Annotated in this window: 13 protein-coding genes; 5 read left to right on the top strand and 8 right to left on the bottom strand. The window is 70.4% G+C overall.

All coding sequences use genetic code 11. The features are described 5' to 3' along the window. Window positions 1-13: 13 nt before the first annotated feature. Together ACFWNN_RS11165 and ACFWNN_RS11160 are read left to right on the top strand one after the other, a co-directional pair. Window positions 14-1,810 (top strand): AMP-dependent synthetase/ligase, encoded by a 1,797-nt coding sequence (locus ACFWNN_RS11165; RefSeq protein WP_382439736.1) that lies wholly within the window; start codon window positions 14-16, stop codon window positions 1,808-1,810. Window positions 1,811-2,076: 266 nt separating this feature from the next. After that, on the top strand, window positions 2,077-4,941 hold the full coding sequence (locus tag ACFWNN_RS11160; protein WP_382439735.1) for a BTAD domain-containing putative transcriptional regulator: 2,865 nt from the start codon (window positions 2,077-2,079) through the stop codon (window positions 4,939-4,941). 237 nt (window positions 4,942-5,178) lie between these two features. Here the strand turns inward: ACFWNN_RS11160 and ACFWNN_RS11155 are convergent, their stop codons facing one another. The 4 genes from ACFWNN_RS11155 to ACFWNN_RS11140 all read right to left on the bottom strand — a co-directional run bounded on the left by ACFWNN_RS11155 (window position 5,179) and on the right by ACFWNN_RS11140 (window position 9,498). Continuing rightward, on the bottom strand, window positions 5,179-6,282 hold the full coding sequence (locus ACFWNN_RS11155) for a glycosyltransferase family 4 protein (protein WP_382439734.1): 1,104 nt from the start codon (window positions 6,280-6,282) through the stop codon (window positions 5,179-5,181). Between the two features lie 9 nt (window positions 6,283-6,291). Further along, window positions 6,292-7,059, bottom strand: coding sequence for a hypothetical protein (locus ACFWNN_RS11150; protein WP_382439733.1), 768 nt, complete (start codon window positions 7,057-7,059; stop codon window positions 6,292-6,294). 10 nt (window positions 7,060-7,069) lie between these two features. After that, window positions 7,070-8,011: a C40 family peptidase gene (locus tag ACFWNN_RS11145; RefSeq protein ID WP_382439732.1), complete on the bottom strand. Its 942-nt coding sequence runs from the start codon at window positions 8,009-8,011 to the stop codon at window positions 7,070-7,072. Between the two features lie 128 nt (window positions 8,012-8,139). Further along, entirely contained in the window at window positions 8,140-9,498 is a 1,359-nt protein-coding gene (locus tag ACFWNN_RS11140) for an NYN domain-containing protein (protein WP_382439821.1), read from the bottom strand. A gap of 183 nt (window positions 9,499-9,681) precedes the next feature. On the opposite strand from ACFWNN_RS11140, the gene ACFWNN_RS11135 reads away from it, so the two are divergent. Then, the gene (locus ACFWNN_RS11135) at window positions 9,682-11,382 is read left to right on the top strand and encodes a DEDD exonuclease domain-containing protein (protein ID WP_382439731.1); all 1,701 of its coding nucleotides are present in this window, start codon (window positions 9,682-9,684) and stop codon (window positions 11,380-11,382) included. 92 nt (window positions 11,383-11,474) lie between these two features. Further along, window positions 11,475-11,759 carry an Lrp/AsnC family transcriptional regulator gene (locus ACFWNN_RS11130; protein WP_382439730.1) on the top strand — a complete coding sequence of 95 codons (285 nt, stop codon included), beginning with the start codon at window positions 11,475-11,477 and terminating at the stop codon, window positions 11,757-11,759. Window positions 11,760-11,824: 65 nt separating this feature from the next. Here ACFWNN_RS11130 and ACFWNN_RS11125 read toward each other — a convergent pair whose 3' ends face one another. From ACFWNN_RS11125 to ACFWNN_RS11110, 4 genes are all read right to left on the bottom strand, one after another. Continuing rightward, the gene (locus ACFWNN_RS11125; protein ID WP_382439729.1) at window positions 11,825-13,492 is read right to left on the bottom strand and encodes a cytochrome bc complex cytochrome b subunit; all 1,668 of its coding nucleotides are present in this window, start codon (window positions 13,490-13,492) and stop codon (window positions 11,825-11,827) included. Then, window positions 13,489-14,613, bottom strand: a complete 1,125-nt coding sequence (locus tag ACFWNN_RS11120) for a ubiquinol-cytochrome c reductase iron-sulfur subunit (RefSeq protein ID WP_382439728.1) — start codon at window positions 14,611-14,613, stop codon at window positions 13,489-13,491. Before ACFWNN_RS11120 ends, ACFWNN_RS11125 begins: the two co-directional genes overlap by 4 nt. Then, the gene (locus ACFWNN_RS11115; protein ID WP_382439727.1) at window positions 14,610-15,422 is read right to left on the bottom strand and encodes a c-type cytochrome; all 813 of its coding nucleotides are present in this window, start codon (window positions 15,420-15,422) and stop codon (window positions 14,610-14,612) included. The genes ACFWNN_RS11120 and ACFWNN_RS11115 overlap by 4 nt, the downstream gene beginning before the upstream one ends. Window positions 15,423-15,483: 61 nt before the next feature. Continuing rightward, entirely contained in the window at window positions 15,484-16,092 is a 609-nt protein-coding gene (locus tag ACFWNN_RS11110; protein ID WP_382439726.1) for a heme-copper oxidase subunit III, read from the bottom strand. A gap of 93 nt (window positions 16,093-16,185) precedes the next feature. Here ACFWNN_RS11110 and ACFWNN_RS11105 point away from each other — a divergent pair, with 93 nt between their 5' ends. Then, window positions 16,186-16,587, top strand: coding sequence for a hypothetical protein (locus tag ACFWNN_RS11105; protein WP_382439725.1), 402 nt, complete (start codon window positions 16,186-16,188; stop codon window positions 16,585-16,587). Window positions 16,588-16,605 lie beyond the last annotated feature (18 nt).

Here is a 16,605-nt window from a genome sequence, read left to right as displayed (position 1 = left end):
TACGGAGGTTGACGTGCGCGAGTTCAGCGTCCCCGCCACCGCCGCTGTGGCTCCCGAGGAGAACCTCACCGACATGGTGTGGGCCAACGCGGAGCGCTTCGGCAACGCCGTCAGCTTCCGCAGGCAGGTCGACGGCACCTGGGTCGACATCACCGCGCGTGACTTCGCCGCGCAGGTCATGGCGGTCGCGAAGGGCCTGGTAGCCGCCGGTCTGGAGCTCGGCGACCGGGTCGGCCTGGTGTCCAAGACGCGCTACGAGTGGTCGCTGCTCGACTTCGCCATCTGGGCGGCGGGCGGCGTCGTGGTGCCGATCTACGAGACGTCGTCGGCGGACCAGATCGAGTGGATCCTGTCCGACTCCGGCGCGACGGCGGTGTTCGTCGAGGCGTCGTCGCACCGGACGATGGTCGACGACGTGGTCGGCAAGCTGCCCGAGCTGCGGCACGTGTGGCAGATCGAGGGTTCGGCGGCCGCGGTCGACGAGCTGACGGCGCTGGGCGCCGAGATCACCGACGAGCAGGTGCACGAGCGCCGCGGTCAGGTGCAGGCGGACGCCACGGCGACGCTGGTCTACACGTCCGGCACGACGGGCCGTCCCAAGGGCTGCACGCTGACGCACCGCAACCTGCTGTCCGAGGTGCGGTCGGCGCTGTCCCGGTTCCCGGAGATCCTCGCGGCCGGCAACTCGCTGCTGCTGTTCCTGCCGCTCGCGCACATCCTGGCGCGTGCCCTGTACCTCGCCTGCGTGTACTCGCGGGCGACGCTGGGCCACACCGCGGACGTGAAGAACCTCGTCGAGGACCTCGGCCAGTTCCGCCCGACGTTCGTCGTCGCGGTGCCGCGCGTGTTCGAGAAGGTCTACAACGGCGCGAAGCAGAAGGCGCACGCCGGCGGCAAGGGCAAGATCTTCGACGCCGCCGAGGCCACGTCCGTCGCGTACAGCCAGGCGCTGGACAACGGCGGTCCCGGTCTCGGGCTGCGGGTCAAGCACGCCGTGTTCGACAAGCTGGTGTTCACGAAGCTGCGGGCCGCTCTGGGCGGCCGGGCGATCGCGGCGGTCTCCGGTGGCGCGCCGCTGGGTGACCGGCTGTCGCACTTCTTCCGCGGCGCGGGCATCCCGGTCTACGAGGGCTACGGCCTGACGGAGACGTCGGCGGCGGCCTGCGTGACGTTCCGCGGCCAGGAGAAGGTCGGCACGGTCGGCCTGCCGGTGCCCGGCACGTCGGTGAAGATCGCCGACGACGGCGAGATCCTCATCAAGGGCGACATCGTCTTCACCGGCTACTGGAACAACGAGGCCGCCACCAAGGAGGCCTTGGAGGACGGCTGGTTCCACACCGGTGACATCGGCGAGCTCGACAATGACGGGTTCCTGAAGATCACGGGCCGCAAGAAGGAGATCATCGTCACCGCCGGTGGCAAGAACGTCTCCCCCGCGCAGCTCGAGGACCGGATCCGCGCGCACCCGCTGATCTCGCAGTGCATGGTCGTCGGTGACAAGCAGCCGTTCATCGGCGCGCTGATCACGATCGACCCGGAGTTCTTCCCGTCGTGGAAGGAGTCGCGCGGCAAGCCGGCGTCGGCCGAGGTGCCCGACCTGATCGAGGACGCGGACCTGCTGGCCGAGATCCAGGCCGTGGTGGACGAGGCGAACAAGTCGGTGTCGAAGGCCGAGGCGATCCGCAAGTTCCGGGTGCTGCCGGTCGACTTCACCGAGGCGGGTGGCGAGATGACGCCGTCGCTGAAGCTGAAGCGCTCGGTCGTGGCGACGACGTACTCGGCGGACATCGACGCGATCTACGCCAAGTAATCGCAGGTGGACAGCGCGAAAGGCCCAGGAGCTGAGAGAGAGCTCCTGGGCCTTTCGACCCCCAGCGATCGTGATCCGCGGAGTGCTCCGCCGAACCCGAGAAGTTTGTTGCCCCGGCCCCCCGACCGGGACATGCAGAAGATTGCCGTACGGCGCTGACGTATCGCTGACGCGCCGATGTCACTCGGCGACAGCGCGCTAATAGGCTGTGCGGCAGACGGGGATCTTCCGGCTGGGGATCACCTGGCTCGCACGAGGGGTAGGCGATGGCTTCGGGTCCGCAGTTCCGGCTGCTCGGCCCGTTGGAAGTACGCCTGGACGGCTCCGCTGTCGTGTTGCGGGCGGGCAAGCACAGGGCGTTGCTGGCGGCGTTGCTGCTGCGGCCGAACCGCGTCGTCGCCGTGACGGAACTCGTCGAGCACGTGTGGGGGGACGCTCCGCCCGCGCGCACGCGGGGCACGTTGCAGACGTACGTGATGCGGTTGCGCGCGGCGCTGGGTGATCCGTCGTTGATCCAGACGGCCGCGGACGGCTACCGGATGCGGGTGGACCCGCTGGCCGTGGACGCGCACCGGTTCGCTGACGCGGCGGCGCGCGGGCGGCTGGCCGTCGCGGCGGAGGACCTGGAGACGGCGCGGAAGGCGTTCGCCGAGGCGTTGGAGCTGTGGCGCGGGCCGGTGCTGTCGGACGTGCCGTCGGAGACGTTGTACAGCGAGCACGCGCCGCGGCTGACCGAGCTGCTGATGACGGTGCACGAGCAGCGGATCGACGTGGAGCTCGCGCTCGGCAACCACGCCGACCTGGTGCCGGAGCTGTTCGGGCTGACGCGGGACCACCCGTTGCGGGAGAGGTTCTGGGCACAGCTGATGCTGGCGTTGTACCGGTCCAGCAGGCAGGCGGAGGCGCTGGAGGCGTTCCGGCAGCTCGACCGGACGCTGGACGAGCAGCTGGGCATCGACCCGTCGGCGGAGCTGCGGTCGTTGCACCAGGCGATCCTGGTGGGGTCGCCGTCGCTGGCGGCGCCCGTCGTGGCCGCGGTGGTGGCGCGGGAGCCGGCGGCGCCGATGCGGCTGCCGGACGACATCGCGGACTTCACCGGGCGGTCGGCGCACGTGGAGCGGATCTCCGGGCTGGTCACGGGGTCGGTGCCGATCGTGACGCTGGCGGGGCCGCCGGGGGTGGGCAAGACGACGCTGGCGGTGCACGTGGCGCACCTGCTGCGGGACCGGTTCCCGGACGGGCAGCTCTACGTCGACCTGCGGGGCTACGCGCTGGGGGCGCCGGCGGACGGGGTGGACGTGCTGTCGCGGTTCCTGCGGGCGCTGGGGGTGCCGCCGGACGAGATCCCGCCCGACCTGGACGAGCAGAGCACGATGCTGCGGTCGTTGCTGTCGGGGCGGCGGATGCTGCTGGTGCTGGACAACGCGTCGGCGCCGGACCAGGTGCGACCGTTGCTGCCGGGGACGGCGTCGTGCCGGGTGATCGTGACGTCGCGGGACGACCTGCGCGGCCTGATCGCCCTCAACGGGGCGCGGACCGTGCCGGTGGACGTCTTCTCGGCCGCCGAGTCCGCGTCGTTGCTGACGACCCTGCTGGGACCGGGCTCGCACGCCGAGCTGGCCGAACGGTGCGGGCACCTGCCGCTCGCGTTGCGGGTGGCGGCGGCGTACCTGGCGGGGCGCGGCGACGTGACGATCTCAGGTTCGCCGATCGAGCTCGCCTACGCCGCCCTGCCACCCGCCCCGCAACGCCTGTTCCGACTGTTGTCGCTGGTCCCGGGCCCGGACTTCACCGCGGAGGCCGCGTCCGCGCTGGCCGACGTCGACGCCGAGGGCCTGCTGACGGTGCTGGAGATCGCCAGCCTCGTCGTCTCCGCCGGCCCCGGCCACTACCGCTTCCACGACGAGTTGGTCCGCTACGCCGCCGCGTTGCGCGAGGAGTCCGACAGCCCGTCCGAGCAGCAGGCGTCCTGGACCGCCCTGCTGAACCACTACCAGCGCGGCGTCGAACGCTGCGCCGAGCTCCTCTACCCCGGCATCGTGCGGCTGGCGTCGTCGGCCGCGGGCCCCGCGCCCCGGATCCCCGGCTCCGCTGAGGCCCTGGCCTGGCTGGACGCGGAACGCCCGAACCTGATCGCCGCCATCCGTCACGCCGCCGAGCACGGCCCGGCCGTCATGGCCTGGCAACTGGCCGACGCCCTGCGCGGCTACCTCTGGATCGGCCAGCACGTCGGCGAGTGGCTGGCGACGGCCCACCACGGCCTGGAGGCCGCCCAGGCGTCCGGTCACCGCCCGGCCGAGGCCGCGATGCACGCCAACCTGGGCACCCTCTACCTGCGGCTCGGCGAGTACTCGCGCTCGATCGAGCACCACGACCGCGCCGTGGCGCTGTACCGGGAGCTGGGCGACGAGGACGCCGAAGCGGGCGTGCTCAACAACCTGAGCCTCGTGCACCGCCGCTCGGGCAACCTGACCGCCGCCCGCGAGGTCCTGCTGCGCTGCACGGACATGCTGCGCTCCTCGTCGGCCGACACCATCAGCACCAGCCTCTACAACCTGGGCCAGCTCTCCGTCGAGCTGGGCGAGATCGACGGCGCCGTCGAACACTTCTCCCAGGCCCTGGCGCTCGCCCCGAACGCCGACAGCCACACCTACCTGGGCATGGCCCTGCGCCTGCAGGGACGCCTCGACGAGGCCCGCGGGCACCTCGGCCGGGCCCTGGAGATCGGCAACGTCCCGGCCGGCGAGGCCGAGACCCTGGAGAACCTGGCCGCCGTCGAACTGGCCGCCGGCAACACCGACGCGGCGACGTCGCTGGCGACCCGAGCCCTGCGGCTGGTGGCCGACGGGGGCGACCAGCAGGTGGCGACCTCCGCCCGCATCACCCTGGGCGAGGTGCGCCGCGCCCTGTCCGACTTCGAGGCCGCCACCGACCTCTTCCAGCAGGCCCTCACGACGGCCCGGCGCATCGGCTACGCCTCGGGCGAGGTGCGCGCACTGATCGGCCTCGCCCTGGTCCTGCACGATCACGGCCGCGACGCCGACTCCCGTTCCACGGCCGACCAGGCCGCGCGGCGCGGCGCCGAACTCGGCCTGCGCGCCCTGGAGCTCAGGGCCCGCGAACTCATCTGACCTGGGCCGATATCCGATATATCAGCACCCACGTGGATGACAACGTTGTCACTAACAGCATCACGTGCACATCAAGCTTGACGACATTGACGTGGATGTTGACGAGGACGTTGACGACGTCATGCAGTCAACGTCGTCGTCAACGTCATCAACATCAGCGTCAACATTGAGGCCGTCGTCAATGTTGACGCTGATGTCGTCAACGTCGTCCAGTCATGCGATACGTCGGACAGCGCGTCAGCCGATGAGGGATTCGAGGCGGTGCGCGAGCTGGTCCCAGCGCCAGTGGTCGCTGACCCACTCCCGGCCGGCGCGCCCCATCTTGGCGGCGGTCTCGGGGTCGGCGAGCAACGAGGCGATCCGCTCGGCGACGTTCTCGACGTCGCGGCCGTCGACGACGTTGCCGGTGATGCCGTCCCGCACTGTCTCGGGAGCGCCGCCGGACCGTCCGGCCACCACGGGCAGCCCGGTCGCCGAGGCTTCCAGGTAGACGATGCCGAGCCCTTCGACGTCGAGGCCGCGGCCGCGGGTCCGGCAGGGCATCGCGAAGACGTCACCGGCGTTGTAGTGCGCAGGCAGTTCCTCCCACGGCACGGACCCGGTCAGCACGATGTCGCGCGATCCGGCGGCGAGCTTCTCCAGCGTCCCCCGGTACGGGCCGCCGCCGACGATCAGCAGCGCCGCGTCCGGCACCGAACGCTGGATCAGCGGCAGCGCGCGGATCAGCACGTCCTGCCCCTTGCGCGGCACCAGGCGCGACACGCACACGATCACCGGCCGGTCACCCAGCCCGTAGCGGCGGCGCATCTCGGCGCGCGCGGCCGGGTCCGGGCGGTACTGCTCGGTGTCCACACCGGACGGCAGGTGTTCGAGCGCCGCCATCGGCCCGAACGCCGCCGCGAACCGCGACCGGGTGTAGCGGCTGACGTAGGTCACGACGTCCACACCGGACCCGATCGCCCGCAACGCCTGGCGCGCCACCGGCAGCATCGACCAGCCGACCTCGTGCCCGTGCGTGCACGCCACCGAGCGGCTCAGTCCGAGCGACGGCGCCAGCAACGCGAGCGGTGCCGCCGCCCCGAACCACGCCGCCTCGCACGACTCGGCGCGGGCGATCTCGCGGGCGCGGGACAGGACGTCCGGCGTCGGCAGCATCAGCGACGTGGGGTGCCGCACCACCGGGAACGGCTGCTCGGCGTCGAACTCCTGCGCGCCCTTCCACTTCGGCGCGTACACGACCAGCGAGTCAGCGGGCATCCGTGTCGCCAAAGCGTGCAGGTAGGACTGGATGCCACCGGGGCGGGGCGGGAAGTCGTTGGTCACCAGCAAGGTTCGGCGCACGAACCAACGCTATCCGATGCTCGTTCTCAGGAACTCACGCCAGCCCGCCACGTCGACGACACCGGGATCCACTGCGGACAACGACGCGGTGCGCAGGAAGAAGTCCACGACCCCGCGCTCCCCCAGCCGCGACTCGAGATAGACCATGATCGAGTACGCCTGCTGGTAGGCGAGGTCGCGACCCGAACCGCCGAAGTCGGACGGCAGCGCCGAGACGTCCGATTTCAGCAACGGCGCAGCCTGGCGGAGCGACAGCCCCAGCCCGTGGAACGCGACCCAGTCCGCGAACCCCTCCACCAGCCACAGCGGGGCCGAGTCCGAGGTGAGATCGCGGGTCGCGACGTGCGTGATCTCGTGCCGCAGCAGCACGCGCAACTCCAGGTCCGTCAGCGTCGCCGCGCGCACCCGGTTGATCACGACGCGCTGCCCGGAACCGTCCCGGATGGCGATCCCGGCCATGTCCGCGAACGCCGGCCCGACGAGCGAAACGAGCTCCGAGTCCGAGGCCGGAACGACGACGTCGACCCGGCGAGCCCAGCCGATGTCCACTACATCGCCGACCTCGCGCACCGAGGAGTCCAGCAACCCCGACACCCGCGCCGCCAGCTCGCCGTCGCAAGAACTGCTGGTCACCGTGCCCGACGCCGCCGTCAGCACGGCCTCGTGGCACTGGATGTCCGCAGTCGACCGCACCTCAACAGGCCGCAACGCGACGCTGAGGCTCAGCAGGAACGTCATGGCGACGGTGACCGCCATCAACGTCCGGAGGTGCTTCACCGGCGCAACGCTAGCCCTCGATGCGCCGGATCACCGCGATGGGCCCGATGGCGTCGATCGGCGCGATCTTCACGGGCTGGCCCTCGGTCGAGGCGTGCACGGCGCGTTGGTTGTCGACGGCCATGGCGACGTGGGAGCGGCTCGGGTAGTAGACGATCAGGTCGCCCGCGCGGACCTCGCCGCGGGACACGACGCGGCCGACCCCGGCCTGTCCGCCGGAGGTGCGCGGAATCGTGAACCCAGCGGCGGCGTAGGCCTTCATCGTCAGCCCGGAGCAGTCCCAGCCCTCGGGCCCGATGCCGCCGTACTGGTAGGAGTCGCCGCGCTGCCCCAGCGCGAACGCCAGCGCCTGCCCCGCCACACCGGCGGGCACGCCGACCTGGCCGCGGTCCCCCGGATCACGAAGCTGGTTCACGACGGGCGCCGGCAGTCGCGTCAGCGCCGTCCGCACCTCGTTGATCTGCGTCTGCAACGCCGCGTTGCGCGCGTCCAGGTCGCCCTTCAGCTTCTCGGCCGCCGCGGTGGTCTCCGCGGCACGCGCGCGGGCGTCCTCCGCCACCTGGTGCGCCTGCTGGGCCTGCTCGACCGCGCCGGACAGCCGCGCGAGCGACTCCTCCTTGTCCGAGGCCAGCACGCGCATCATCTCGAGGCGGTGCAGGAAGTCCTGCTGCGAGTCCGCGACGAGCAGCGCCGACAGCTGGTTGAACCGGGCGCCTTCGAACGACGCCTGGGCGATGAGGTCCACCTGGCCCTGGAAGTCGTCCCTGTCGCGCTTGGCCTGCCGCTCGACCTGCTGCGCCGCCCCCACCGTCGCGGTCGCGCGTTCGAGCTCGCCCTTGCGTTTCACGAGGTCTTCCTGCGCGCGCAGGACCTCCTCGTTGAGCTTCGTCGCCTGCGCCGTCAGATCCGCGTACGCGCGCGCGGGATCAGCCGGTTGCGCTGCTGAGGACACAGCCGGAGTCACCGGAACCAACAACACGAGAACCACGAGAAAGCGGGTGAAGTTGCGCGACATGAGGTCGCCGATCCCCTTCGCCAGAACCAGACCGCCAAGATCGACGGCGTCAGGCTACCGGGTGATCAAACGCGCCCGAGACGGGCCAGCAACACAGCGGAAGGCACGGGGTGCGCACCCCGCCGTCGCACCGAATCCGCGACCGCGCGATCCGACGTCACCACCACCACCGGCCGCCCCTCGGGCTCCGCGGTGACCAGCGCACGGATCACGTCATCGGCCAGCACACCGGGGTCGCTGAAGAGCACGCGCACGCCACGAGGAGCCGCCGCGGGCACGGCCACGACACCGGCGCCGTCGAACACCAACGTCACCTCGGCACCCGTGCGCGCCGCCAGCACCGCGAGCTGATGCACCAGCCGGTCGCGCTGATCCGACAGCGACAGCTCCGGATAGCCGGTCTTCGTGACGTTGTAGCCGTCCACCACGAGGTGCACGGCGGGCAACGCCAGCAGCCGGTCCAGCGCCGCCGGGTCCTCCACGCGTCCCACGACCCCCTGCGACGCGCTGGCGCCCCGCACGAGGTCGGCGGGACGCGGCCCGCTGCCTCCCAGCGCGAGCTCACGACGCAGGCCCGTGACGGCACCGTCGAGCGTGTCCACGAGCAACGCGAGCCGCACCTCGTCGGCCTGCCGGGCCTCGCGGGCGGACTGCCGCGCCACCTCGGCGTCGGCGATCGCGCGCTGGGCCTTGCCGCGCTCGGTCTCGGCTCGGTCGCGTTCGCGGTCGCGTTCGGTGGAGAGGCGTTTGACCTCGTCCGCGGTGCGCACCTGGATCTTGTTGACCTCGGCGGCCGCGGCCTCGGCGGCGTCCTTGGCCTCGCGCAGCTTCACGCCCTGCTCGCGCAACCGCTTGCGCAGGCGTTCCAGCTCGATCTCGGCGTCCGCGCGGACGCGTTCGGCGGCGCCGTCGAGCTGCGTGCGCTCGGCCCGCAGCCGTTCCAGCTCGCCTTCCAGCCGTTCCGCGCGCACGACGGCGGCGTCCCGTTCGGCACGCAGCGTCGCGTCACCGACCCGTCGCGACACCAGCTCCACGTAGTGCGGGGCGACGTCGTCGCCGGTCAGCACCGCCGCCGCGGCCGCCGTCACCGGGTCCGGCGACGTCACCTCCAGCGTCGACGGCCTGTTCTTGCGCAGCCACTCGACCACGGCGGTGCGGAAGTTCGCCGAGTCCCGCAGCCCCGCCACCACCTGCGAACCGCCCAGCCGGGCGCGTTTGGTCGGCGCGAACTTCGCCACGGGACGCAGGTGCTGCGGCACGTCGACCTTCGCCATCTCGCCCAACGCGTCCGCGCCCAGTTCCGCGAGTCTCACCCGCAACGGCTCCGGCAGCGCCGACCAGTCCACAGTGGATTCTTCCGGGGACTCCTCCACGACGGACTCACCCGCCTCCTCAGCAGGCAGGTCGATCTCCGGGTCGGGCATCGGGTCGGGCACCCCCACAGGCTAGAGCCCTCGCGCTTGAGCAACGCACGGACGTGTCCGCCCTTCGGAACAACGATCTGGAAAAGATCACCCGATCGCCACTCCAATGGAGCAACCGCAGGTCAGAGCAGCCCCAAAGATCAGCTCCGAAAATTGTCAGACCCCGTCGCTAACGTCACCGCCGTGACCGGACAACTGTCCTTCGACGAACTCGGGACGCCCCTGCGCGACACGACGTTCGTCGTCTTCGACCTGGAGACGACGGGCGGCAGCCACGAGGAGGACGCCGTCACCGAGATCGGCGCGGTGAAGGTGCGCGGCGGCGAGATCCTCGGCGAGTTCGGCACGCTCGTCGACCCCGAACGCGGCATCCCGCCGCAGGTGGCGCAGCTGACCGGGATCACCCAGCTGATGGTGACGGGCGCGCCGACGATGAAGACGGTGTTACCCGCGTTCCTGGAGTTCGCCGCCGGGTCGGTGCTGGTCGCGCACAACTCGGGCTTCGACGTCGGCTTCATGAAGGCCGCCTGCGAACGGCACGGCTACCGCTGGCCGAAGCCGTCGGTGGTGTGCACGGTGAAGCTCGCCCGGCGCGTCCTGAGCCGCGACGAGGCCCCGTCCTGCCGCCTGTCCGCGCTCTCCGACCTCTTCCACACCGAGACCAAGCCCACGCACCGCGCGCTCGCCGACGCCCGCACGACGGTCGAGGTGCTGCACTCGTTGCTGGAACGCGTCGGCAACGTGGGCGTGCACTCGCTCGAGGAACTGCTGGCGTACCTGCCGGAAGTGACACCGGAACAGCGCCGCAAGCGTTCCCTGGCCGCCCACCTGCCCAACAAGCCGGGCGTGTACCTGTTCCGCGGCCCGAGCGAGGAGGTCCTCTACGTGGGCACGGCGTCCGACCTGCGCCGCCGCGTCCGCCAGTACTTCACGGCCAGCGAGGGCCGCCGCAGGCTGCGCGAGATGGTCGCCCTGGCCGTCCGCGTGGACGCCGTCGAATGCGCACACCCCTTGGAAGCGGAAGTCCGCGAACTGCGCCTCTTGCGCGCACACCGCCCCGCCTACAACCGACGCTCCAAGAACCCCCACCACGCCTGGTGGCTGACCCTGACCGACGAACCCTTCCCCCGGTTCTCGCTGGTCCGCACCCCACGCGACGGCGCCTTGGGCCCGTTCCGCACGCGCCAGGCCGCCGAGTCGGTCGCCGACGCCCTCCTCGACGCCGTGCCGCTGCGCTCCTGCACCATCAAGATCCCGGCGACGAACCAACGAGCCTCGCCCTGCGCCCTGGCCGAACTGGACCGCTGCCAGGCCCCCTGCGCCGGCAAGCAGACCGTCGACGAGTACTCCCCCGCCGTCATCGCCGTGCAGGACCTCGTGGTGGGCCGCAACGCGGACCCGCTCCGCACCCTCGTCACCCAGCTCACCGGCCTGGCCTCAGCCGAACGCTTCGAGGAGGCCGCCCGCCGCCGCGACCGCCTGGCGGGCCTGGTCCGTTCCCTCGACCGAGCCCAGCGACTCGCCGCCCTGGCCGCCCTCCCCCAACTGGTGGCCGCCAGACCTGACCGCGAGGGCGGCTGGGAGTTCTCCGTCGTCCGCTACGGCCGCCTCGCCTCCGCGGGGGTGGCGCGCCGGGGCACCCGCCCGATGCCGGTGGTCGACGCCCTCGTCGCCTCCGCCGAGACCGTCGTCCCGACACCCGGCCCGCTCCGGGGAGCCCCGCCGGAAGAAGCCGGCGTCGTCCTGCGCTGGCTCGACCAGCCCGGCACCCGCCTCGTCTACGCGGACGAACCGTGGTCGTCGCCCGCCGGAGCCGCCGCGGCCTGGGTGCCCTGGGCCGAACAAGCCGCCGGTGCCCGCCCCCTGCACGACCGCTGGAACTGAGCTCTGGCAGGCCGCTGCCGTCCTCACGCCCGCGATCAGGCGGTAGGGCAGACTACGGGTGCTCGAGCCACCCAGACCCCGAGGAGGACGCCGTGGTCACCGCCATCGTGCTGATCCAGGCCGCCGCCGAACGCATTCCCGAGGCGGCGCAGGAGATCGCCGACATCGACGGAGTCACGGAGGTGTACTCGTGCGCCGGCGACGTCGACCTGATCGCGCTGGTGCGCGTCAGCAAGCACGAGGACCTCGCCGCGCTCGTCCCCGGCAAGATCAGCAAGGTGCCCGGTGTGCTGAACACCGACACGCACATCGCGTTCCGCAGCTACTCGAAGCGCGACGACGAGGCCGCGTTCGCCATCGGCCTGGACGACCAGTAAGGCCCCAGACGCAAACGAAAGGCCCCCGTGAAGTTCACGGGGGCCTTTCGCGTCACAGCTGAAGGTCAGGCCTTCGGGTCGGAAGGCTTGCCCGCGAGCTCAGCCGACTTCTCCTCGGACGCGTCCGAAGCGGAGTCCAGCGCGTTCGTGTGCTTCGCGTTCTCCAGGGCCACGGTCTCCTCGACCGGGTCCGGCGACCACGTGCTGCCGGCGACCGGGTGACCGGCCGAGCCGAGCTTGTTCATCTTCTTCGGCACCGACGCGCCCTGGTAGGCGAGCGGGATCGGGTGGCCGTGGTCGTCCACCGGGCCGAGCGGCTGGTGGATCTCGATGAACTCGCCGTGCGGCAGGCGCTTGATGATGCCCGTCTCGACGCCGTGCTCCAGCACCTCGCGGTCACCGCGCTGCAGACCGATGCACACGCGGTACGAGATGAAGTACGCGATCGGCGGCAGGACCAGCATGCCGATGCGGCCCATCCACGTCGTCAGGTTCAACGAGATGTCGAACTTGTACGCGAAGATGTCGTTGCCGCCCATGAGCAGCAGGACCATGAAGTACGTGATCGCCATCCAGCCGAGCGAGGTGCGGACCGGAACGTCGCGCGGGCGCTGCAGCAGGTTGTGGTGCGCGTAGTCCTTGGTCATCTTGCGCTCGATCCACGGGTAGACCGCCGCGATGCCGGTCAGCAGCGGCAGACCGAGGATGAACGGCAGGAACGGCGCCGGGATCGTGTAGTTGCCCAGGTAGAACTCCCACGCGGGCCAGATGCGGACCAGGCCGTCGGTCCAGCCCATGTACCAGTCGGGCTGCGAGCCGGCGGAGACCTGCGCGGGGTTGTACGGGCCGAAGTTCCAGATCGGGTTGATCTGGAAGACGCCACCCATGATCGCGATGACACCGACGACGATGGCGAAGAAGCCACCGCCCTTGGCCGCGAACACCGGCATGATGCGGACGCCGACGACGTTGGTCTCCTTGCGGCCCACGCCCGGGAACTGCGTGTGCTTCTGGTACCAGACGAGCGCGAGGTGCGCCGCGATCAGACCCAGGATGATCGCCGGGATGATCAGGATGTGCGCGGTGTAGAGCATCGGGATGATGTCCGTGCCGGGGAACTCCCCGCCGAACATCAGCCAGTTCAGCCAGGTGCCGATGACCGGGAACGAGATCAGCAGCGCCGCCATGACGCGGAGGCCGGTGCCCGAGAGCAGGTCGTCCGGCAGCGAGTAGCCGAGGAAGCCCTCGATCGCGCCGAGCATGAACAGCACGATGCCGATGACCCAGTTGATCTCACGCGGCTTGCGGAACGCGCCGGTGAAGAAGATCCGGAACATGTGCACGACGATCGCGGCCATGAACAGCAGCGCCGCCCAGTGGTGCACCTGGCGGACGAACAGGCCACCGCGCGTCTCGAACGAGATGTCGAGCGTGGACGCGAACGCCCGCGACATCTCGATGCCGCGCAGGTTCTCGAACGCGCCGTTGTAGGTGACCTCGGTCATCGACGGGTCGAAGAACAACGCCAGGTACGTACCCGACAGCAGCAGCACGATGAAGCTGTACAGCGCGATCTCACCGAGCAGGAACGACCAGTGGGTCGGGAAGACCTTGTTGATCTGCTTCCGCAGCCCGGAGGCCGGGTGGTACCGCTCGTCGGCAGCGTTGGCCGCCGCCCCTGCGACGCGCGCGGCCGCGTTGGCCGGCTTCGTCGGCGTGGTGATGGCACTCATGACTTACGCTCCCAGAACGCCGGTCCCACAGCCTCGATGAAGTCACTGCGGGCTACCAAGTATCCCTCTTCGTCCACAGTGATCGGAAGCTGTGGAAGAGGACGGGTCGCCGGGCCGAAGCGCGGCTTCGCGTATTCGAAGACGTCGAACTGCGACTGGTGGCACGGGCACAGCAGCAGACCGGTCTGCTGCTCGAAGAGCGACGTCGGGCAACCCAGGTGCGTGCAGATCTTCGAGTACGCGTACAGGTCACCGTAGTTGAAGTCCTCCTGGCCCGCGCGCTTGGTGATCGCCTGGTTCGGGCGCATGCGGATGAGCATGACCGGGGCGTCGGCGCGCTTGAGGGCCGCGACCAGGGCGTGCTCGTCGTCGCGCTCGGACTCGCGGAACGGGAAGACCGTCTCGAAACCGCCCGGCTCGACGTCCTCGGGACGCACGAGCGAGACCTCGTGGAAGTTGCCGGTGTGGCGACGGAGGTAGACCTTCTCGCCCTTTTCGGCCTTCCAGCCGGTGTGCCACAGCGAGTTCTTGGTCTCGCTGTCCGAGTGCGGGTTCTTGATGAGCGCGCCCAGCGGAACGGCCGCCACGCCCAGGCCCAGCACGCCGGCGCCGAGGCCCGCGGTGCGCTTGATCAGGCTGCGGCGCGCGATGCCGCTGCGGTCGCCCGCGTCGGCGAGCTCCGCGACCAGGGTGGCGCGGTCGACGGCCGACGACGGGCCGTCGTGACGCTGCTGCACCGCGAGCTCCTCGGGGAGGAACTTCTTGGTGTAGAGCAGCGCTCCAACGCCGAGGCCGACGACCGACAGGCCCAGGAACAGGCCGATCAGCGGGTTGTACAGCAGGTGCCAGACGTGGCCGTCGGTGTGCGGGGCCTCGTACTGCCACGGCCAGAACAGGAACACGCCGAGGAAGGCCAGGCCGGACAGCGCGGAGATCAGGAACCACAGCGCGACGGAGCGCTGGGCGCGACGCTCGGCGCGCGTGCCCGGGACCGGGAACTTCTCCTCGTAGTGGACGAGCTCGACGCCGTCCATCTTCGTGCCGAGCCTGACGAGCTCGTCCCGGCTCATCTCCGCGAGTTCTGCCTCGCTGGGCAGCTCGATCGGCTTGTCGCCGCTCATGCCTTGGCTCCGATCCAGAGGGTCACGCCGATGAGCGCGGCGATACCCACGATGAACGCGATCAATCCCTCGGACACCGGCCCGAGCCCACCGAGGGGGGCACCACCGGAGTTGTTGTTGCCGTCGGTGACCGACTTGACGTACGCGATGATGTCTTTCTTCTCTTCCGGCGTGAGCTGGCGCTCGCCGAACTTCGGCATGTTCTGCGGGCCGGTCAGCATCGCCGTGTAGATCTGGTCCTCGGTCACGCCGTCGAGCTCGGGCGCGAACTTGCCGGAGGACAGCGCGCCACCACGACCCGTGAAGTTGTGGCAGCTGGCGCAGTTGAGGCGGAAGAGCTCGCCACCGCGCGCCGGGTTGTCGCCGCGCAGGGCCTCACCGGACTCGGACGGCTTCTTCGGGCCCTCGCCGCCGTTCTCGGTGATGTAGGCCATCAGCGCGTTGATCTCCTCGGGGGAGAGCTTCGCGGGCTTGCGGATGGCCTGCGCCTCCTGGCGTGCCATGGGCATGCGGCCGGAGGAAGTCTGGAAGTAGACCGCGGCGTCGCCGACGCCGATCAGGCTCGGCCCGCGGTCCTTCACACCTTCGAGAGACGTGCCGTGGCAGCTCAGGCAGGTGTTGAGGTAGATCTGCTCGCCCTGGCGGACCAGGGCGTCCTGCTGCTGCGCCTGGGCGGTCTGCGCCTGGGGCGCGAAGGCGGCGAACAGCATGCCGGCGCTCAGCAGGGCGAAGCCCAGTGCGAGCAGTCCGGCCACCCGGCGGCGCAGCTTGGTGCGGGCGCCGCGGGGGCGTTTCGTCGTGGTGGTCATGGTGTGCGGCAACCCTTGCTGTCAGTTCGGGAGCTCGTGGCTTGGCTGCGTGCTGACTAGGTCAGGGCACGATGTAGATGATGGCGAACAGGCCGATCCACACGACGTCGACGAAGTGCCAGTAGTACGACACGACGATGGCGGAGGTGGCCTGAGCCGGCGTGAACTTGCTGAGCTTCGTCCGGATCAACAGGTAGACGAACGCGATCAGACCGCCGATGACGTGCAAGCCGTGGAAGCCGGTCGTCAGGTAGAAGACCGTGCCGTAAGCCGAGGACGGGATCGTGGTGCCGTGCTCGACCAGCTCGATGTACTCGCCTGCCTGGCCGCCTACGAAGATCGCGCCCATGATCAGCGTCACGATGTACCAGCGACGCAGACCGAAGACATCACCCCGCTCCGCCGCGAAGACGCCCCACTGACACGTGAAGGACGACGCGACCAGGATGATCGTGAAGACCGACGCGTACGGGACGTTCAGGTGCGTGGGGGGCGGGGGCCAAGGTCCCTCGTTCTGGGCCTTCACCGTGAAGAACATGGCGAAGAGGCCAGCGAAGAACATGAGCTCGCTGGACAGCCAGACGATCGTGCCGACGCTGACCATGTTCGGGCGGTTCAGCGAGTGCACGCGCTGGCCGATTGAAGGCGCTGCCGTGGTCACGCGCAGCATTATTGCTTGCGGAATTTCCGTCCGCCCATCGGGTCCTGCGCGGATCATGGGCAGGACGGGTCACACAGCGGGTGATCGCTAGGAGATCAACGAATGAGCTTGCTGGGCCGATTGCGGGACAGGCTGCGGCGACAGGAGGAGCCGTCGCTGTCGGTCGACGATCCCGGGCTCGTCGTGGTGGTCGAGGCGTTCGACCACGCGGAGGCCGATTCGGCCGTTCTGGCCCGGTCACCGGGGTGGCGCGCCGACGCCCCGGCCGTCCTCCGCCACCACCTGCGCATCCCCGCTGACCAGGTAGAACGCGCGCGAGAGCTGCTGACTCCGGACGGCTGGACGCTCGTCGCCGGTGATATATCGCATATCAGCAGGGTGCAGAAGCTGGACGCCCTGCACTGCGCCCAGGAGCGCTCGCGGATGGCCTCACTGGCCCAGCGGCTCGGGGGCGAGGCGCTGGGGTGGGACGCCCTGCAACCCGCCCCGGAACCGGCCCGATAGCATCGTGGCGACCTTGGT

The sequence above is a fragment of the Lentzea sp. NPDC058450 genome (genome assembly GCF_042721395.1).
Lineage (GTDB): Bacteria > Actinomycetota > Actinomycetes > Mycobacteriales > Pseudonocardiaceae > Lentzea.
This window is presented reverse-complemented; position numbering and strand designations above follow the sequence as displayed.